Source organism: Streptomyces sp. NPDC051664 (assembly GCF_044453545.1).
Lineage (GTDB): Bacteria > Actinomycetota > Actinomycetes > Streptomycetales > Streptomycetaceae > Streptomyces.
In genome coordinates, this window is record NZ_JBITCU010000001.1 from 371,442 (window position 1) to 389,926 (window position 18,485).

The window sequence follows — 18,485 nt, forward strand, 5'->3', positions numbered from 1 at the left end:
CGCGTAAGAGATCCCAGCGGTGACCACCGCAATCAGGGTGCAGGGCTGACCGGCCGAAGACCCGGACGAATTGTCCGGGCCCGCCGTGACCGTGCTGGCAGGTGTCCCAGCTGTCCGACTGTCCGGTTGGGACGCTGACCTGCAACAACCGCCCGGACAGTCAAAATGAGCGCTGTCCGGGGTGTCCGCTCACAGACGGGCTGCAACACGCCGGGTGTTGCAGCCCGTCGGCGAAGCCGACTCCCGTGGGTCGCTGGCGCCGAAGGTGACTTCACTCTGTGGTTGTGCCCGCAGCAGCGCGACGGCGTCTGTTTGGTCGCTCATTCCCGACAACGCAGAGCTGTTACAGGTTTCTCTACTTCTTCAAGCCCCGGCTCCGCTCCGCTCCGCCGGGCGCGCTTCCCGGCTCCGCTGCGGGCGCCGCTCCTGCCTCCGGCCCGCTCCGCCCGCGGCTGCGCCGACGCGCGCCCACATATCGATAGGGCCGAAAGCCAATCGTCGATCACCGCATGAAGCGGACATTAAACCGGGGCATGCCTCCGGCGGGGGCGCTCAGACTCTGGGATGGAGGGGGCGCCGTACGCGAGTGCCGGCCGAGTATGGCGAGCGCGGGGGAGCCCGGAGGGGTGGTTGTGTGCCCGCTACTCTTCCTGCTTTTCTGCCCGCAAGCCCAGCTGACCGAGGCCCTCGTCGAGAACTAGATCGATGATGTGAGGCGCGATTGGTTTTGGTGACCGGATCGACACGTCGAAGTCGACCGTCACCTCGGCTCCCTGGGTGGCGAACTGCAAAACGGCCACCTTGACGACGTCCCTCACCTTGTCAGCCGGCACACCCGCTATCCGCAATCGAAGTCCTGTGGGCCCAGGCGTCGACTTCATGCTGTTTGCGGCGCCCGGCATAGGGCTTGCGGCCGAGTTTCGCTCGCTGCCTCTGCCCTGTGGCGTCGAGGCGTCGGACCCAGCTGTACGACCTGTGGAGGGCTCCGCCACGGCCCGTCCGGTCCCTGCGGCTGCATGTACCGAGGCGTTGCGCTGTGCGAGTGCATCGAGCGCAAGTGGGGCACGCACCAGCCATGTCCCGGGCTGGAAGTCGATCTCGCCTGGTATCACGTCCTCCCCCAACCTGATCACAGCATCAGGCGCACGCCACTGGCTCCCCGACACAAGGGCAAACACGCTGCGCTGCACGCCAGCGCGCAAGCATTCGCGCAGCACCTCAGCCGAGGCCAGCTTTGGCAGGCGCGGATAGCGCTGGAAGGCGTGCAGGAGCGCTTCGATCTCGATGGCTTCTGCTTCCGATGGGAGCAACTTGAACCGCTCGGAGAGGAGGGCGGCAGGGGCTAGTTTGTCCAGTAGTGCATCGCCAGCGCGGAGGTGTTCAGTGACACGATCAGTCACCGTCTCGCTAGCACGGGCTGGGCCCAGGTCCTGGTGGAGGACCGCGGGCGGGGAGCCACCGATGCCGTTCGTCAACATGTATACGTGCCGGTACGAAAGGACGAGGAGAGCGGGCAGTCTGTCCTCCGCTCGGGCGATCCGACTGCGGAGTTCATTCTGCTGTTCTTGGTTGAATCGCCTGAGCCGTGGGCCGTCGGCCTGCAGGTCCCGCATCGCGCTGACGGTGCGTGCGAGGCTGCGGGCTCTCCCCAGCGCCACGGAATCCGGGGCGATCACGACCAGCGTGTTCTTGTTGGTGCGACCGGACTGGTTGAAATCGGTGAGGATGCGATCTGCGAGGATCTGAACGGGCCCAGGGGTGCCTTCGGCGTCTGCTTGCTCGACGCGGTTCTCCGGATCCAGAAGTGCAAGGGTCAACTTCGGGACGTCAGAGACACCCGACGAGTCGCGCACGCCTGTGATGGTGCGCCAAAATTCAGAAGGGGGTGCAACTTTACTTGTGGCCTCGGCCAATAGAGCGGAGATCGCTGCCTCCGCTATTGCGCTCTCCCGCTCAACTATGACCTTGTTCAGGTTCGGCTCTGTGGTGAACCGATATCGCCCGCCCTCATAGCGCATATAGAACGCAATGTTCTTGACTGTGTCCCGCACATCTTCCAGCTGACCACGGGACAGTCCTGGGCGGCCGACGCCGACAATCATCTGCGCATCAGAGGCGCCCAGTACTCGCTCCGCACTGAAGGAACTTACGAAGGCTGTTGTGGCCAAACCTGTAGTCGCGCGAAGTGCGGCAATTTCACCGCCTCTGCGCTTGTCCTCCTGTCGCGCTCGTGAATTCGGCCGAATGATGTCCGCGTTGAGTGCGGCCTTGTATGACTCACCCGCGAATCTCAGAACTTCGGCTCGGACGCCGGGGTCGTACAACGGCAGGTCGCCCGCGTGTATGAGTGGGGAGGCGTGTCCCTCCCGGTAGAGCGCTTTGATGGTGTGGGAGAGAATGCGCAACGCTCCCCTGGTGCGCTGAAATCCGGACAGCGAGCCCCAGCGGTTGGTGAGTATATCGATCAGCTCGGGGTGGAAGGGGTAGGCGGCTTCGATGCGGTCGCGGTAGTCCGGTTCCCTGTAGATTGACGGAAGGGCATCGCCGAACTGTTCGGAGTAATAGGTTCCATAGGCGTCGGCGACCCGTCGGCGTTCTGCCACCGACCCAAGGGTCTTGAAAAGCCGGGTGTGCAGAACCGGGAATATGTCATCGCCCTCGACAGGCGTGATGGTGGCCTCGGTCCGGCCGAAAATCTTGGACAGCCGCTCCAAAAGGTCCTCGCTGTTGACGGATGCGAAATCCTCAAGGTGCGAGGCCGTCAACGTGGCCACTAGGCAGGCGCCTGGAACATTGGCAACAGCAGTGTTCAGCTCTTTGATGATCGTCAGAGTCGTGGTCGTCAACGAGCCCTTATCCGCATCGGAAGTGAGGGTCTTCGCCAAATACTCCAGCGTCTCGTCCATCAATATCAGGCAGGGCGAGTGCTCCCTGAGGAGATTCACGAGTTGGGTCGTGGAGGTCCCGCGACGTGCCTCGTCCTGGGCACGAACGGCCTCGTAGGCTTGAGCGCCGCCAAGTTTGTAGGCGAGGTGACCGAGCAAAGTGTGTGCGGGAGTCCCGTTGTCCTTGGGGTTGCAGTCGGCTGTGAGCGCAGATCCGTCGAGGACGACCACTCGGGCCTGGGGCACAGCCCCGCCCGTTATTGACTTTGCGAGTTCCCGGGCGAGCCGCGTGTCTGCCACGGACCGAGCAGAACCAAAAAGGTGGTATGCGGCCAGCAGAGTATGTGTCTTGCCTCCGCCGAACTCGGTCTGCATGCGGTACACGGCGTTGGCAGCCGGGTCGCCGGACAGTCGGCTCCCGATTTCGACTAGTGCCACCCGGAGATTCTCAGTCAGGTAGGTCTTCTCCGTGAACAGAACCGGGTCCAGATAATCCGCGGGTCCGTCGCCTTTTGCCACCAGTCCCAGGTCAGCGGCGAACCTGGCTTCCTCGAAGGAACCGTCGGCGATGTCATCGTGGGGTCGCGCTACCTCGTGCCACTTCTTCAACCTGGTCACAGCGAGGTCATCCATTTCCTGTGCTTGAGTCGAAGAGAGCGAGCTCTTCGAACGCCGGCGTGTACTTGGCGGCGCGTTCCGCCAGGTCCTCGCGACTGCCGCCAAGTCCGAGCAGCAGGATCCGTTCGCGGCTTCCCTCGGGGAGGAGCTCAGCCACTGCCGTGGTCAGTGCCCAGAATGCAGGTTCTGCTGCGCCCCCGGTCGTTCCCAGTAGTGCGTCGAGTTCCTGGCGCCGTCCTTGGTCGTACAGCAGGCAGGCCGCATGCATGACATCAACCAGGGAGGGGCGAGGGCCCAGCGGAATGTGGCGTCGGTCGTCCGGGCCGAGCAGCCGGTAGCCAGCGCCCCCGCTGCCCAGTTTCTTCATCAGGCCTCCTGGCGCGGTGAGCGCATCGAGGCTCAGGTCGAACGCCCGGCACAGCATGTATGCCTCATCAGCTGGAATGTCCTGACTGTCGTAGGCCCAGCGCCAGGTGAGATACAGCAGTGACCGGTCGTCGAGGGCTTGGAGGGACTCACCTCCGGTGAGAGCTCTGGTCGCGTGCCGGGCGACCGCTTGTCGGGCGAGGACCATCAGCTGCTCCACATCGACCTCCTCGCCTGACAACCGGACGACCCGGGAGTAGCGCGCGAAGACCTCGAAGGCCGGCCCAATCGCAGAGACGAAGTAGTCCGCCCCGGACAGCTTCATGTCGTCGAAGACAGCCAGACGCTCGGCTATCCGCGCGTCCAACTCACGGACGACATCGTCGAAGTACCCCTCCTCAGCTGCCACAACCTTGCGGCACACCAGGACGACTGAGGAGGCGAGAACCGAGCCCTTGTTGTCAGTGCTGCGGCCCTCGCGCTCGGACTGCATCGGCCACGACGTCGTCACGATGAGGCCGGCATCCCTCAGTCCACGGAGGAGGTGTTCCCATGCTGTGGAGTCGGTGTGAGCGAAGACCAGGGAGACAATCCCGTCGTCGCGCACCACTCTTGTCACCTCGTCCAACGCCCGCTGGAGGCGTTGCTCGAACTCAGTTCTGGATATGTACTCGGCTGACTTGGTGTCGGCCCGGTTCTGGATGACCTCGGCCTTCTTGGGGGTCAGGGAAGTGGCAAAGAGCTCGGGGTAGAGGTGGCCAAGGGAACGCTTGAGCCATACGTAGAAGAAGTCCGAGAGGTCGCCGTACTGGAAGGCATCATAATAGGGAGGATCGATGATGACGGCGTCGAACTCGCCATCTTCGAAGGGCAGATGCTGGGCGTTGGCCCGCTGCACTCGGGACGGGTTGCCGACGGTGGCTACGACGCAGTGAGTCAGGGACTGGGATATCCAATTCACTGCGCCGGTCCAATTTCCGGGTCCACCACCCAGTGGATCTATCTCACAAAAATCCCACGCCATACGAACAGACTGTTGAGGAAATGTGTGCGTGACAAATTCACCGGAAGGTACCCAAGTCACGAAAGAGGAGTTGTAGTCGACTATACGGTCGACAGCCAACCCGAGGTAAGTGGCCAGCGCGCACGCCCGCCCCTCGTCCATCCCATTTTCTAGCATTGCCTCGTGAGCGGCCCGGACGGTTTGTGCCAGCACGGCGAGAACCAGTCGCTGACGCGGGGTGAACATGCGAGACCAGGTATCGATGCCATAGGTAAGGTTTGGGTAACGGCGATACTGGGATCGAGTGATCAATTCGTCGGGCACCGCGCTGGTCCCGTCCGGATAGTCGTCCAGATCTTCCACGAGCGCGTCCGCCCGTGCTATGGCGTCTCGGTCCTCTTCTGTCGGCTCCCGGTAGACGCGCACCCCTGAGAATTCAATATCGAGAACCGCGTACAGGTAGTTCCCGAAGCCGTGCTCGCGAGCGTAACTTCGCAACTCCTTGTCCGGCCGGGCAGTACCGCAGGCCGGGCAAGTGACCGTTACCTGCGAACCGCGGCTGGTTTTGGTGCCGAGTTTCCAATCGCTGCCGTCAGCTGGCGCTCCCTCGGCGACGCGCAGCTCGACGCGGTCCTCGCTAATGTCGTAGTCGACACGGACGCGGTTGCGAGTGGAGTCGGCCAGCTTGCGGGATGAAATGAGCGGGATGGTTCGGGCGCAGCCGGGATCAGCGCATGGGACAGTGCGTGCCCAAAAATAGACGGCAGCACGGTTGCCTTCCTTGGCCCGTGGAAGGACCGATTCGAGTCGGGCGTCGGCTTGCACGCTGACCCAATCGGCCCAGGTCCGGAACTCTTCCACAAGGCTCGGCCCGTCAGGCTCGTCCGCCTTGCCGTAGCGCGCCGGGTATTCGAGCACGCACTTCTGGATGAGATGGGCGACCGGGTTGATGTCGACAGCGGTTGTGTCGCAGCCGAGGCGTGCGGCTTCAAGAGGAATGGCGCCGCCACCCGCGAAACAATCCAACACCTTCGGGGTCCGATCAGGCCAGGCCGCCTTCAGAGATTTACGCAAGGGTTCCACAACGGCCGCGTGGGAGATCGCTGCGAAGGGCGCGGCGTTGCCGATGTCCGCCAGCAGGCGCGTCCGCTTCGCGGGACCGGGGTCGGGGACAAGGCTGGCGAGCACCACCGTGCGAGCCATCGACAAAGGCCTGCGGGCCCACCACAGGTGCATGGTGGAGATATGGCCGTGGCGCAGATGCTTCTCGCGACTGGAAGCAGCGTTGACGATGGCGAGAGGGAGCTTTTCCTCGATAAGGGCACGTCTCACGACGCCTCCTGTTCTGCGGCGTCGACAACGGGACCTGGAGCGACCGAGTAACGGACGTCATGGCTGGGGACGAAGCTGCCGGCCAGTGCGGTGGCAGGATCCTGGATTCGGTAGAGCCTGGGGTGATCGCCAGCGCAGTCCAGTACGACGTACAGCCAGTAGTCGCGGCCGAGCTTCACTGCCGTGACGTACTCGGACCAGGTCAGCTCGACTGCGCCGACTCCGGCGCGGCCCTTGACCTCGATGCAGCGCCGTTCGTCCTCACGCTCGGAGACCAGGTCGAAGCCGATGTTGTCCGACTCGACAGAGCGGATCTCCACGGCGCCGTGGCCGTGCTCGAAGTCAATGCTTACCTGAACTGCTATGCGTTCAATCTCGGGGTCGCTCAGACCGCGACCGTAGCGAGGACACCCGTCGTCGACTCCAGTCTCGTCGGTCGGGGCAGGCAGAAGGAGGCATTGTGCCAGCACACGTACTGGCCCGCGGTCGACCTGTCGCGTGCGCGCAACGTCAGCGAGCCGCCGGTTTCGGCGCTCCTGAACCGTGCGCTTGGCAAGTTCGACCTTGCGGCGGCGACCCTCGGCGCCCGGCTTCCCAGCCTCCACCTCCTCGTCGAGGTCCATCAACTCGACCTCTTGGCGCGCAAGGACCGTGTTGAAGGAGGCGTTCAGGAACTCCTCCTGGATCGTGGCGGTGTGCTCACGCTCCGCTCGAACCTCCTTCACACGCCCCTCGAACACGTTCTGACGGGCCCAGGTGATCAGCTCGGCTTCTGAGCGGGGGGTTGCGCGATCCTTGTGCGCCGGGGTGGCACCCAATAGAAAGTCGTAGAGGACACCACCGGAGGCACGGAGCACCCCGTCCGCGTCACTGATGGTGGCGATACTTCGGTGCACCACCGACCGATGGCCGTCCACTACGTCTGCCTCGAGTAGGTGCAGGACGGCAGGGTTCTGCCGGCTCGGGTCAAGCAAGACTGCGCCTCGCTGCAGGGGCAGGTGGGTGGCCTCGATGATGTGGTCGATCAAGTTCTCGAACAGGGAGTGGCCGGGGCCGCAGAGCTCCGGTCGCGGCGCACCCAATTCGGCATCCTCGGCCATCCGACGCACGGCGACGGACTTGTCGAAGGTAATCCGCTCATAGGCTGGCTGGAGTTGGCGCAAGGTGCCCCGGTCCCGGTCCCTGGCTATCAGTAGGTCCGGGGTCCGATCCACGTGCACAGTGGTGTGGTCAAGCCTCGGGGTGGCCTTGCCCCCCGCGAAGTCGATCGCGTCTAGGAAGAACCGCTTCAGATGGTCAGGCGGGAGCCTTCGCTCCTCGGCGCGTTCGCTGAGCCTCCTCTGTAGCCGCCAGTCGATATGCCCTGTTGCAAGGGCTTTCGCTAGCAGTTCTTCGGCCCGTTCAAGGAGTTCTCGGTTGTACGTTCCCTCATCGGCGCCGAACTGTGCAGCTGTCTCCTGTGAGCTGCGCTCTCCAGCGACGACCGCCTGGAGCAGTTCCGGAAGCTTGTAGGCGGCGAAGACTTCTCCGATCACGTCGAACACTCGGTCGCCGAGCGATTTGCCCATCCATTCGAGTTTCTTCAGAACGGTCGCTAGGACGTGCCCTTCCCTGGTGTTCCCGGCGACCAGGTTGAAGATGTGGACCTCTTCGGTCTGTCCGATGCGGTGAATACGGCCCATCCGCTGTTCGAGGCGGTTGGGATTCCATGGGATGTCGTAGTTGACCATGAGATGGCAGAACTGCAGGTTAATGCCTTCGCCAGCGGCCTCGGTGGCCACCATGATCTGGGCGTGTTCGCGGAACGCACGCTCGGCAGCGATGCGCTCTCCAGCTCGCATACCGCCGTGTATGACCACGACGTCGAACTGCTCGGAGAGCTTTTCTTGCAGGAAGTCGAGCGTGTCCTTGTGCTCCGTGAAGATCAGCAGCTTCTTAGAAGAATCGTCCCCGACGCCGTATTTCTCCAGGACCTTCCAGAGTTCGTTGAGCTTGATCTCACTGCCTAGGCGCTCGGTTTCCTGCGCCTGCACAAGCAAAGGACGAACAGCGTCGAGTTCAGCCTCGATCTCCTCGAGTGAACGCGGGAGGGCCGCGAGGGCCGCTTCTTCCTGCGCCCAGCGTTCTTCCTCGGTCCGATCAACGTTGTCGTTGCTGGCTGGACTGGAGTCGACGGCAACGACCGACCGAGATTCTGGTGCGGGGCTGGCCAGTTCGCGCTCCAGCCGCTCCACTCGACGCTCCAGAGTCCGGCTGATGGCGCGTACCGAGGACGCCAGTCTGCGCTGCATCGTGGTGAGCGCGAAGCCGGAGACGGAGGCACGACCTTCGCCGCGGATCTCGGCGAGGCCCTCGGTAATGAAGGCCGACACGGCCTGGTAGAGGTTCCATTCGGGGCCCTGCAGGTCGTACGCCACCGTGTGGGGTGTGCGCGGCTTGAAGAGCAGGTTGCCGCGCAGGTCCACCATCTGCTCTTTGGATGTCTTCGAGTAGTGCTGGGGGTGGACTTCGACGTGTTCGGGGCAGCGATCTCCGTACATGTCCGAGTCGAGAAGTCGCAGCAGACCCCAAATGGACTCCTCACGCCCGGAATGTGGCGTGGCGGTCAATAGCAGAAGTCGTTCGCTCCGTTCTGAGACGACCTCAGCTGCCTTGTAGCGGGCCGTACGGTTGTCGATGGCCCCCCGTTTGTTGACTTTTAGTGTGTAGCCGTGTGCTTCGTCGAGGACCGCCAGATCCCAGGAGCGTTCGGCGGCGGCAAGGGTCTGCAGAATGTCGTCGCTCTTGAGGAGGTCCCGGGAGATGATCAGGACTCCGTTGGCATCCCAGGGGTTCTCGGTCGGCGCGGCGTCGATGGTATCCCTCGTGACCCGCCGAGCCTTGATCTGGAAGCGTTCATCCAGTTCGCGCTGCCACTGGAAGCCGAGGTTGGCAGGGGCGACGATCAGAACCCGGTCCGCGGCGCCGCGTAGTTGGAGCTCCTTGATATAGAGCCCTGTCATGATCGTTTTACCGGCTCCTGGATCGTCGGCCAGGAGGAAGCGGAGCTTGGCCTGCTCCAGGAAATGACCGTAGACGGCCTCCAGTTGGTGTGGCAGTGGCTCGATGTTGGACACCGAGAGCGCGGCCATGTCGTGCTGGAACCTGGTACGGATTCGACGGGCCTCCACACCGAGCCGGAAGGCCCGTGGATCCGCGTCGTAGCCGCGTTCGCCCCCAACATCCAGCACCTCGATGCCCGGCAACTCGTCCTCGGGAAGACTGATGGACTGGTACTCCCCGGGCGCACCCTCAACGAGGAACTCCCAGTAGGCACCGGGCTTCACGGTCACGACAGTGGTGGCCGCAGCATGCCCAGGGAATCGGACGCGCACCCCTGGCCGCAGGTCGTTCGGATTGAAAGTCGTCACTGAAGATGTGCCCTCACCTGCGGTCCCGGCTGGCTCCCCGCCGGCTGGACTCCGACTACTTGTGATCGTAAGACTATCGGTTAACCCCGCATGCACCAGGGTTATATGAGTGTCAGTCACCTCATATGCTCAACCGTGTGACCGTGAAGATCCCCAGGATCGCCGCTCTGCTTGGCGCGTCCTTCCAAGAGCTAGACAGGAACCATCTCGCCACGCTATGCACACAGCGTGTGGCGGAGGGTGTCGATCTCGACTTCAAGCAGCAGAACTCCTACACGAAGAACGCCGAGTCCCTGGACGAACTGGCCAAGGACGTGACAGCCATGGCGAACACCCGAGGCGGGCTGATCATCATCGGGATCGCCGAAGACTCTCAGGGGTGCGCTGGTCGACTGACGCCCGTTGACATCGACGACGGCGTCGTAGTGCAGCTCAACAACGGTCTTCGTAGCCGAGTCTTCCCCTTCCTGCCCCCGGACTTCAGCATCCGCACAATCCCGGATATTTCCGCTTCGCCGGGGATCGGCTTCTTCCTCATCGGCATCCCGCGTAGCCCCATGGCCCCGCACGCCGTTCGACCTGTCGCCGGGGGCAAGGGACAGAACCGCTACAGCTACGCACGCCGGATGGACCGAATTACCGCTTGGCTCGATGAATCAGAGATCGCGCGGGTCTACCGGGACCGCTTCCGCCTCGCCGAAGACCAGGCAGAGCGCGTCCGGCGGGTACTGGCGGAAGGTGCCGCCTGGGCGAAACCCACGCTTCCAGGCGGAGTCCAACTCGAGCTGGCCCTGGTGCCCAACGGGCTCGCGGAGCGCCGCATTGACCGGTCCTTCATCCAGGACGTGACGGGCTTCCTCAATCGGATGTCGGAGTTCGGGAAGTCCCCAGGGCGGGCACTCCCACAACAACTGCTCGGCAGGATGCCTGATGTCCGCCGCGGCCGAATGCACATGCAACGGGATGGCGTGCACGCGGTCTGGCACACCGATGGCAGCGCATTCGTGTCGATCGAGGTGGCCCGTGCCGCCGTGGCGGGCCAGGTTTCGACCTCGAGTTCCGAAATGGAAGGCGTCAGCCTACGCCAGGAGGCGAACATTCCCTTCGTGCCCACGGCAGGGGAAATCCCCGTCGGGAACGATGCGATTGCCGTTAACGTCCTCCTTCCAGAGGCCGTCAGCTCGGGGAGTGAGGTGGGGCGATCGTCAGCATCAAACCCTACGTCTGTGCCAGCCTCCACTGCCCCTCAACTCAACCTGACCTTGCTGGAGTCCGAGATCCTCGGAGCGCTGCACTTGATCGCGACCTACGCCGACTGGGCGGACGGCTTCGGGGACGTGGACATCCTTGCTCGAACTGCGGGGGAGCCGACAGTCTTCGTCGATCGAACTCCAATCAATGGGAGCACACGCTTCATTCCACCCCCCGAGCCCTTCGCGGGGCTGCCCAGCGAGCCGAGCCGTCATGTCGCCTACCTCGCAGGTCTGGTTGAGGACAGCCGGCAGCTGCGTGGTGTCGCTCGCGACATCGCCGCGGACCTTCTCGCAGACTACGGGGTTTACGAGCTCACACTTCTGCGCCCAAACGGTGAAGTCCGTGCGGCAAGACTCGCTCCCGATGCAAGGGCCGAGATGGAGGCCTGGCTCGCTTCGGGCCTCTCGTGACGACTGTGACGGCTACTGAAACTTGCTTGGGTATTGCGAGATAGTTCGCCTCACAGCGGTGGGAGGGCTCCCAGTCCTCCGTCGGCGCGTACGGCGCGGCTGGTCACGCTGCATCAGGGTCTGGTGCAGGTTTGGGTGAGAGGTCAGGTTCAGTCACGCGGCCTGGAAGGTTGGTGTGGTCATGACGGTCTCGAATTCGACGGGGCAGCCGGCCAAGGGAGGCTTGATGCGCGCCCACTGCAGGTCAGTGAACGGCACACCCAGACCACCGACCGACTGATCCAAACGAAACTGCCTAGCGGCCCGAGCCTTCCCTCTCGGCCAACAAGCACACAGGTCACCCCCCCTCTCTGTCCATAAGCGGACCTCAGGCAGTCGCGGACCATTCATGGACTCGCCCCGCTTGATCGGCCACGCGGAAGACCGTGACCTGCTGCGCTGTCCGAGAAGCAAGAGCCCTCCGAAGCCGTGTGTTGCCGGCAGCGTGGATGCTTGTCGAATCCGTGTCGAAGTCCGCTTGCCGGACGCCACATTTGAGGAAAAGGCACTGGCCAACAAGAGAATGGAACACAACCCACAAAGCGCCTTCTAAGCGCTTGCCGGAGCGAGCAAGAGCCCGCACTGCCTTCCGAGCCGTCCGTCTGTACCGTCCCGCTCATGGCTAAGAGACCCTCGAAGCACTGGCGTGGCGCAGTGGCCGAGGAAGCGCGCAAGCTGGCGGCCAGCACCATCACCGTGGAGGACGCGCTTATGGCGGACCTCTACCCTGTGTCACTCCTGGACGCGACCGACGAAGCCTTGGGCGGGTTCGAGAGCGCACTGGGGACTCTCCACAGCCCCTCTGATGATGAGGTCGTCGCGACAGTGCAGCAAGTCGTACTCGACCTGAACGCCATTAATGATCAGCATGATGGGGCCGGTTACGAGACCGGCGAACGCGAAGAGCTCTGCCAGTACATCGATCAGGCGCTCACCGATCGCGGCATCGACGTCCCCGCGCTCACCGCAAGGTACGGACTGGCGCGGTACGAGATCACGGACGAGTGGCGCGACTGGTAGGCGCCAACTCCGGGCCGTGTCAGAGAGTAGCTGGGCCGTCCCGATCTGCCCGCAGGACCGGCCGCGCGAAGGAGTGCTGCCCCTTGGTCATGCCCCCTTTCAGCGTCGCTCCGGAACGAACAGGTAGGGCATCCCCCTGCGCACCCCGAGTGAGTGGCGAGTGGGTTTGTATCCGGTCTGGTCTCGGATGAACGTTATCCCAGCTCAGACGGCTAGTCGGACCATATAGGAGCATGCCCTCCGGAGCCGGGTGCGCAGGTTCGAATCCTGCCGGGGGCACTTCAGTCCGGACAGCGTGATCAAGCCGCTGACCAGATGAAGTGCCAAGTACAAAGGGTCGGAACCAGTCTCACTGGTCCGGCCTTTTGTCGTTGTGTGTCACTGATCGCGAATGAGTGGCGAGTGGGTTTTCAGGGATGATCGCAGCTCACTCACCGGTCTCCTCACCCCCGCCCACGGGATCTTCCGATTGTTCAGCTCTCGTGGCCGTGGGCCCCGCGGTGCAGGGGCCCAGCAGGCTCTCTGGTCAGGCATGACGCCGGATCGGAGGGCCTGCTGTCGGATATGGGCCGGGCACCGGGCTCCCCCGGGTGGTCCGGTGAGTCGACGACGGCCTTCCGCTTCATCGCATCCACGACCGCGCATCGGCGATGGAGTGCTGGGTATCGGGTTCGGAGAGACGATGGAGGGGCCGCAGCGAGGCGAAGGGAGCAGTACGGGCTCGGCCGGACGGAGCTGCCGCTGTGGAGGCGAGCGGAAGGGGTGCCCGGGGATGAGCACGACCGATGCGTTCCTGGCGGGGCTGGGCCTGCCGGGTACGGCATCCGCGCCGAGCGGGCTACTGGATCTGCTGAGCCTGGCTGCGGTGGTACTCGATGACAGCGGGCGGATCGTCTTCTGGAGCCCGCAGGCCGAGGAGCTGTTCGGCTACACCGCCGAGGAGGCGCTGGGGACGTTCGCGGGCCGGCTGCTGGTGGATGAACAGCACCTGGAAACGGTGATCGAGCTGTTCACCCGGGTGATGGAGAGCGGACAGCGCTGGGCGGGGAGTTTCCCGGTCCTGCACCGGGACGGCAGCACCCGGCTGGTGGAATTTCGCAACATGCGGCTGCAGGACGACCACGGCGGCTACTACGCCCTGGGCATTGCCACGGACCAGGCGACGCTGCAGCGCGTGGAGCGGGATCTGGCGCTTTCCATACGGCTCGTCTCCCAGTCCCCGATCGGCCTGGGGGTCATGGACACCGAACTGCGGTACGTGCTGGTCAACCCGGTGCTGGCACGCGTCGACGGCCTGCCCGCCGACGAGCAGGTCGGGCGCGCCGTCAGCGAGGCGCTGCCCTTCGCGAACGAGGATTCCATCGAGTCGGACATGCGCCGGGTCCTGGCCACCGGCATACCGCTGCTGGACCGGTTCGTCGTCGGCCGCGCCCCGGACGACACCGGCCAGGACCATGCCTGGTCGGTGTCCTTCTACCGGCTGGAGGACCCTGGCGGGCAGGTGCTCGGACTCGCCACCTCGGTGGTGGACGTCACCGAGCAGCACCGGGCGGCTACCGACGCCGCCCGGGCGCGGCACCGGTTGGCTCTGGTCGCCGACGCGTCGGTGCGGGTCGGCACCACCCTCGACCTGCAACAGACCGCCCGGGAGTTGGCCGAGGTCTGTGTGCCACAGGTGGCCGACGTGGCCACGGTGGACGTGCTGGACAGCATCCTGCACGGCCACCGCAGCAGCGGAGACGCGGTCGGCGCGGCACGGTTCAGGGCGCTGGCGGTGGTGTCGGCCCACCCCACCGTGGCTACTCGCGCCGTCGATCCCACCGGCGACTACGCCCAGTACGACGCCAGCCGTCTGATCACCCAGTGCGTCAACACCCGCCGGCCCGTCCTCAAGACCGATGTGACCGGCCAGGATCTGCGCCGCGTCGCCCGGGACGACGAATGCGCGGCGCTGCTGGCCGCAGCCGGAGTGCACTCCTACCTCGCGGTCCCGCTGATCGCCCGTGGCGAGGTGATCGGCGCCGTGGGCCTCATGCGCGCCGACAACCCGAGACCCTTCGACGAGGACGATGTCGTCCTGGCCGGGGAGCTGGCTGCCCGCGCGGCGGTATGCATCGACAACGCGCGTCTGTTCCAGAGCCAGCGGCACGCCGCCCTGACCCTCCAGCGCAGCCTGCTGCCCCAACGGCCGGCCGACCAGCTGGGTCTGAAGATCACCACCCGCTACCAGCCCGCCGGCGCCACCAGTGAGATCGGCGGCGACTGGTTCGACGTCATCCCCCTGGCCGACGACAAGACCGCCCTGGTCATCGGCGATGTCATGGGCAGCGGCATCGACGCCGCCGCCACCATGGGCCAGCTGCGCACCGCCACCCGCACGCTGACACAGCTCGACCTCGATCCCGCCGACGTCCTGCACAATCTCGACCGGGCCACCGCCGGCATCGAACACACCATCGCCACCTGCGCCTACGCCGTGTTCAACCCCCACGACGGCACGTGCGACATATCGCTGGCCGGGCACCTGCCGCCGGTCCTCATGCGACCGGGCCGCACCCCCGAACTGCTCGACCTGCCCACCGGCGCTCCGCTCGGCGTGGGCGGGGTCCCCTTCAGCACCACCCGCCTCGGCCTCACCCCCGGTGACCAGCTGGTCCTGTACACGGATGGCCTGGTCGAAACCCGCGACCAGGCCATCGACGATCGGCTGGATCTCCTGCTGTCCCTGCTCGCGGGTCCGCACCGCGATCTCGAGGAGACCTGCGACCTGCTCCTGCGGGCGCTGCGCCGGCCCGGCGATCACGATGACGTGGCTCTGCTCATCGCCCGGCTGCCCGCCGCGGAGCCAGGGGACCCTCGGCCCACCGGCAGCCCCGCCGCGGAGCCCGGAGACCCTCAGCCCACCGGCAGCCCCGGCGCCGGGTAGGCGTCCATCAGGTTCTTCACGTCGGCGCGCACCTTGGTGACCGTCTCCTCGTCGTCCGTACGCGCCGCCTCCACCACCCGGTCGATCCATTCCGCGACCGTGCCCATCTCGGATGCGGGGATCCCGCGCGAGGTCAGGGCCGGGGTGCCGATGCGGATGCCGGACGGGTCGAAGGGCTTACGGGGGTCGTAGGGGACCGCGTTGTAGTTGACGACGATCCCCGCCCGGTCCAGGGCCTTCGCCGCGATCTTGCCGGGCACGTCCTTGCCGGTGAGGTCGATCAGCAGAAGGTGGTTGTCCGTGCCGCCGGAGACCAGGTCGAAGCCCCGGGACGCCAGCTCCTCGCCGAGGGCGCGGGCGTTGGCGACCACCTGGTGGGCGTAGGCGCTGAAGTCGGTGGTTGCGGCTTCCTTGAGTGCTACCGCGATCGCTGCCGTCGTCTGGTTGTGCGGGCCGCCCTGGAGGCCGGGGAAGACGGCGCGGTCGATGGCACGGGCGTGTTCCGCCCGGCTCAGCAGCATCGCGCCACGCGGGCCGCGCAGGGTCTTGTGGGTGGTGGTGGAGACCACGTCGGCGTGCGGGGCGGGTGAGGGGTGGGCGCCGCCCGCGATCAGGCCGGCGATGTGGGCGATGTCGGCGACCAGGACCGCGCCGACCTCGTGCGCGATCTCGGCGAAACCGGCGAAGTCGATCGTCCGGGGCACGGCGGTGCCGCCGCAGAAGATCACCTTGGGGCGCTCCGCGCGGGCCAGGTCGCGGACCTCGTCCAGGTCGATCCGGCCGGTGTCGCGCCGGACGCCGTACTGCACCCCGCGGAACCAGGTCCCGGTCGCCGAGACGCCCCAGCCGTGCGTGAGGTGACCACCCATCGGCAGCGACATGCCGAGCACGGTGTCACCGGGCTCGAGGAACGCCAGGTACACGGCGAGGTTGGCGGGCGAGCCGGAGTACGGCTGCACATTGGCGTGGTCCATGCGGAAGAGGGACGTGGCCCGTTCGACGGCCACCGTCTCCACCTGGTCGATGATCTGCTGGCCCTCGTAGTACCGCTTGCCGGGGTAGCCCTCGGAGTATTTGTTCTGGAGGACCGTGCCGGAGGCCTCCAGCACGGCTGCGGAGACGTAGTTCTCACTGGGGATCAGGCGCAGGGTGTCGGCCTGCAGCTGCTCCTCCGCGCTGACGAGGGCAGCGAGCTCCGGGTCGGTGGCGGTAAGGGCGGGGCGGCGGTTCTCGGGTGTCGTCACAGGATCCTCCCGGGTCTGGCGCATTGCTGCGGCGTGGACCCGGATGCCCAGGCGGACGGCTCTCCGGCGGTAACGCCTCCGGGCAGGCCCGGAGTGTGCCGCTTCCTCGTGGTCGATTCCACGGAGCACCCCTGTCGGAGCGCGCGCCAGTCGCAGCGCCTCGGAGTTTACCGACGGATGACGGATCCGGGGCGGATGCAGGGCGGATCCGGGGTCGGATACACCCGATTGACACCGTTCGTGGCGGCGAGGATGGTGGTGAAGCCGGGCGCGGTCAGGGGTGCCGTGCCCAACGGTTGGGGGGCCGGGATGAGTTGGGACGACCAGGTTTTCCGGCCGGGCCCGGTTCCCCCCGTACCGCCACCGCCTTCCCGTCCGCCCACCGTGGGGCCGCCGCCACCGGGCGCAGCACTGCGTGCCTTGGCCGCCGGGTTGCTCAATCTCACCGGTCTCGGGCTCGGCTATGCCCTGACGGGGCGATGGCTCAGAGCCGTTCTGTGCTGGGTGGCGACGGGTGTGCTGCTGCTCGTGGCGCTGCCCGCCGACCCCGACGGCGTGGCCACGGGTCCGGTCGTCGGGTACGTGCTCGTGCTGGTCGCGGCCGCCGTGGACGGGGCGCGGATCGCGCGGCGTACCGCTGTCGGCGGGTCGTGGCGGCCGGTGGTGGCGGCCGGGGTCGGGCTGGTGCTGCTGGCGGCGCCGGCGGGCGGCGTGGTGTTCTACGGCTCCGCGCAGGACGAGGCCGTCGAGCAGATGCTGCTCGACCGGATGGGCGAGAGCGACCGGACCGTGCGGGCCGCCTCGGGCCGGACCTTCGATGACGCCCGGGCCGACTACCGTTCCGCTCTTGCCGTCTATCGCGACCTCGGAGAGGAGCATGCTGGGTCGAGGGCGGGGAAACTCGTACCGGAGCGGCTGAAGGCGTACTACGAGGCGGTCGCCGCTCCGTACCGGCAGGGCAAGCACTGCGAGGCCGTCGCACCGCTGACGTATCTGCGGACCGTGCCCGAGTCGATCGACCCGAAGCTGTTGGGCGACCTCGCCGGCTGGCCCGACGGTCCGCTGGCCACCTCGCTGTACGCGTGCGGGGTGTCGAGGCTGGGTGACTCGACGGTGGGGTCGCCGGGTGGCGAGCTGGCCGATCTGCTGCGTACGTTCCCCGGCTCGGAGCAGGCCGGGAAGGTGGGTCCGGCTGTCTCCAAGAAGATCTCGGAGCAGGCCCGGGCGGTGAGCGGGAGCAGCCCCTGCTCGGCCACCGAGACGCTGCGCGGGATCCGGACGAGCGTGGCGTCGATGCCTGAGAAGTCGGTCTCCGCCCGGGCCGGGGAGGCCGACCGGGGGATCGAGAACGGCGTGTACGCCTGCGGGGTGGACCAGTTCAGGAAGAAGCAGTTCACCGAGGCGCGGGAGACCCTGACGGAGTTCGCCACCACTTACCGGAAGGACAGGCGCAGGGCTCGGGCCCGGGACATCGCCATCGCCGCGGAGATCGCCGACGACCGGCCGGCGGCGGGCAGCCGGCTGCCGCCGGCCGGGCGTCCGGGCGGCTCCCGGATGGAACTCGTCATCAGCAACGACGCCCCGAGCGGTGTCGAGATCCTCTACACCGGCCCGGTCACCGGCCGCGTCACGCTCGGGGCGTGCGGCAGTTGCAAGCGGTACGGGACGGAGGTGTCCGGGTCGATGCTCGCCTGCAAGGCCGGCGGCAGGAGCTATCCGAAGGCGCGGTTGCAGCTTCCGGCGGGCGAGTACCACTTCCTGTACAGGCACGGCACGGGCGCGAGCACGAACGTGGACAGCTACTCGTCCGGGTCGCGCATCAAGCCCGGCTACACGTACACGAGTTGTACGTACGTCGTCGAGAGTCCGTACGGGCTCGGGCTGCCCTCTCCGTCCGATCCGATCAGTTTTTCTCCCGCGTCCCCTTCCCGGTGAACCGGCTGTCGATACCGGGACGATCGGATCCGGACAGTCGCAT

The 18,485-nt window shown here is 65.9% G+C and carries 8 protein-coding genes; 4 read left to right on the forward strand and 4 right to left on the reverse strand.

Features of this window, described 5'->3' with window-relative positions; genetic code table 11:
• Nucleotides 1-641: 641 nt before the first annotated feature.
• From ACIA8E_RS01685 to ACIA8E_RS01695, 3 genes are read right to left on the reverse strand one after another with little or no spacing between them, the layout of a single operon-like run.
• A complete protein-coding gene (locus ACIA8E_RS01685; RefSeq protein ID WP_399293100.1) occupies nucleotides 642-3,518 on the reverse strand; it encodes an ATP-binding protein in 2,877 nt (958 codons plus the stop codon).
• A complete protein-coding gene (locus tag ACIA8E_RS01690) occupies nucleotides 3,511-6,204 on the reverse strand; it encodes a DUF1156 domain-containing protein (RefSeq protein ID WP_399293102.1) in 2,694 nt (897 codons plus the stop codon). The genes ACIA8E_RS01685 and ACIA8E_RS01690 overlap by 8 nt, the downstream gene beginning before the upstream one ends.
• Complete coding sequence (locus tag ACIA8E_RS01695; RefSeq protein WP_399293104.1) at nucleotides 6,201-9,530, reverse strand: helicase-related protein; 3,330 nt, start codon at nucleotides 9,528-9,530, stop codon at nucleotides 6,201-6,203. Before ACIA8E_RS01695 ends, ACIA8E_RS01690 begins: the two co-directional genes overlap by 4 nt.
• A gap of 221 nt (nucleotides 9,531-9,751) precedes the next feature.
• Here ACIA8E_RS01695 and ACIA8E_RS01700 point away from each other — a divergent pair, with 221 nt between their 5' ends.
• The 3 genes from ACIA8E_RS01700 to ACIA8E_RS01710 all read left to right on the forward strand — a co-directional run bounded on the left by ACIA8E_RS01700 (nucleotide 9,752) and on the right by ACIA8E_RS01710 (nucleotide 15,263).
• Nucleotides 9,752-11,278, forward strand: a complete 1,527-nt coding sequence (locus ACIA8E_RS01700; RefSeq protein WP_399293106.1) for a helix-turn-helix domain-containing protein — start codon at nucleotides 9,752-9,754, stop codon at nucleotides 11,276-11,278.
• Between the two features lie 657 nt (nucleotides 11,279-11,935).
• The gene (locus ACIA8E_RS01705) at nucleotides 11,936-12,337 is read left to right on the forward strand and encodes a hypothetical protein (protein ID WP_399293108.1); all 402 of its coding nucleotides are present in this window, start codon (nucleotides 11,936-11,938) and stop codon (nucleotides 12,335-12,337) included.
• 772 nt (nucleotides 12,338-13,109) lie between these two features.
• On the forward strand, nucleotides 13,110-15,263 hold the full coding sequence (locus tag ACIA8E_RS01710) for a SpoIIE family protein phosphatase (protein WP_399293110.1): 2,154 nt from the start codon (nucleotides 13,110-13,112) through the stop codon (nucleotides 15,261-15,263).
• On the opposite strand, the gene glyA is transcribed toward ACIA8E_RS01710, so the two are convergent.
• Nucleotides 15,233-16,531: a serine hydroxymethyltransferase gene (glyA, locus tag ACIA8E_RS01715; protein ID WP_399293112.1), complete on the reverse strand. Its 1,299-nt coding sequence runs from the start codon at nucleotides 16,529-16,531 to the stop codon at nucleotides 15,233-15,235. The genes ACIA8E_RS01710 and glyA overlap by 31 nt on opposite strands.
• Nucleotides 16,532-16,816: 285 nt before the next feature.
• Here glyA and ACIA8E_RS01720 point away from each other — a divergent pair, with 285 nt between their 5' ends.
• Nucleotides 16,817-18,442 (forward strand): hypothetical protein, encoded by a 1,626-nt coding sequence (locus ACIA8E_RS01720; RefSeq protein ID WP_399293114.1) that lies wholly within the window; start codon nucleotides 16,817-16,819, stop codon nucleotides 18,440-18,442.
• Nucleotides 18,443-18,485 lie beyond the last annotated feature (43 nt).

What these genes read in the sequence shown, in the direction of transcription:
- ACIA8E_RS01685 (WP_399293100.1), bottom strand. Translation starts at nt 3,518, where the DNA reads ATGGATGACCTCGCTGTGACCAGGTTGAAGAAGTGGCACGAGGTAGCG.
- ACIA8E_RS01705 (WP_399293108.1), top strand. Translation starts at nt 11,936, where the DNA reads ATGGCTAAGAGACCCTCGAAGCACTGGCGTGGCGCAGTGGCCGAGGAA.
- ACIA8E_RS01710 (WP_399293110.1), top strand. Translation starts at nt 13,110, where the DNA reads ATGAGCACGACCGATGCGTTCCTGGCGGGGCTGGGCCTGCCGGGTACG.
- glyA (WP_399293112.1), bottom strand. Translation starts at nt 16,531, where the DNA reads ATGCGCCAGACCCGGGAGGATCCTGTGACGACACCCGAGAACCGCCGC.
- ACIA8E_RS01720 (WP_399293114.1), top strand. Translation starts at nt 16,817, where the DNA reads ATGAGTTGGGACGACCAGGTTTTCCGGCCGGGCCCGGTTCCCCCCGTA.